Origin of the sequence: Paraburkholderia sp. BCC1876 (genome assembly GCF_902833695.1) — a bacterium.
In the GTDB taxonomy this organism is placed as follows: Bacteria; Pseudomonadota; Gammaproteobacteria; order Burkholderiales; family Burkholderiaceae; genus Paraburkholderia.
Genome location: NZ_CADFGI010000084.1, coordinates 1 through 454, shown reverse-complemented (window position 1 = coordinate 454; position 454 = coordinate 1). Strand labels below are relative to the sequence as shown.

General features: G+C 72.0%; 1 protein-coding gene. It reads left to right on the top strand.

What is annotated here, in order from left to right; genetic code table 11:
- Positions 1-454: MFS transporter (locus HWY05_RS37880; protein ID WP_176061502.1), on the top strand; the 454-nt coding region annotated here is incomplete at both ends.

Sequence of the window (454 nt, the reverse complement as noted above, 5' to 3'; positions counted from 1 at the left end):
GGGCCTGATCCTCGGCGCCGACTACGTCGTCAGCAAGTCGCTCGTCACCGAATACGCGCCGCGTCGTTATCGCGGCCGGCTGCTCAGCATCCTCGCGGCGGCCTGGGCGGCCGGTTATGTGGGCGCCTATCTGGCTGGCTTCGCGCTGCGCGATATCGGCCCGGATGCCTGGCGCATCATGCTCGCCGCCAGCGGCGTGCCGGCGCTGCTGATCCTGCCGTTCCGCCTGACGGTGCCGGAATCGCCGATGTGGCTGATGAAGCGCGGACGCGGCGAGGAGGCGCTGGCCATCGTGCGCCGCAAGTTCGGCCCCGACGTCACGCTGGCCGCGCCGTCCCCGTCCCTGGTCGCGCGCCGCGCCGGTGCCTGGGCCGAGCTGTTCTCCCCGCGCTGGCGCCGCAACACCTGGGTGGGCTGCGTGTTCTACGCGGCCCAGGTGATCCCGTATTTCGCG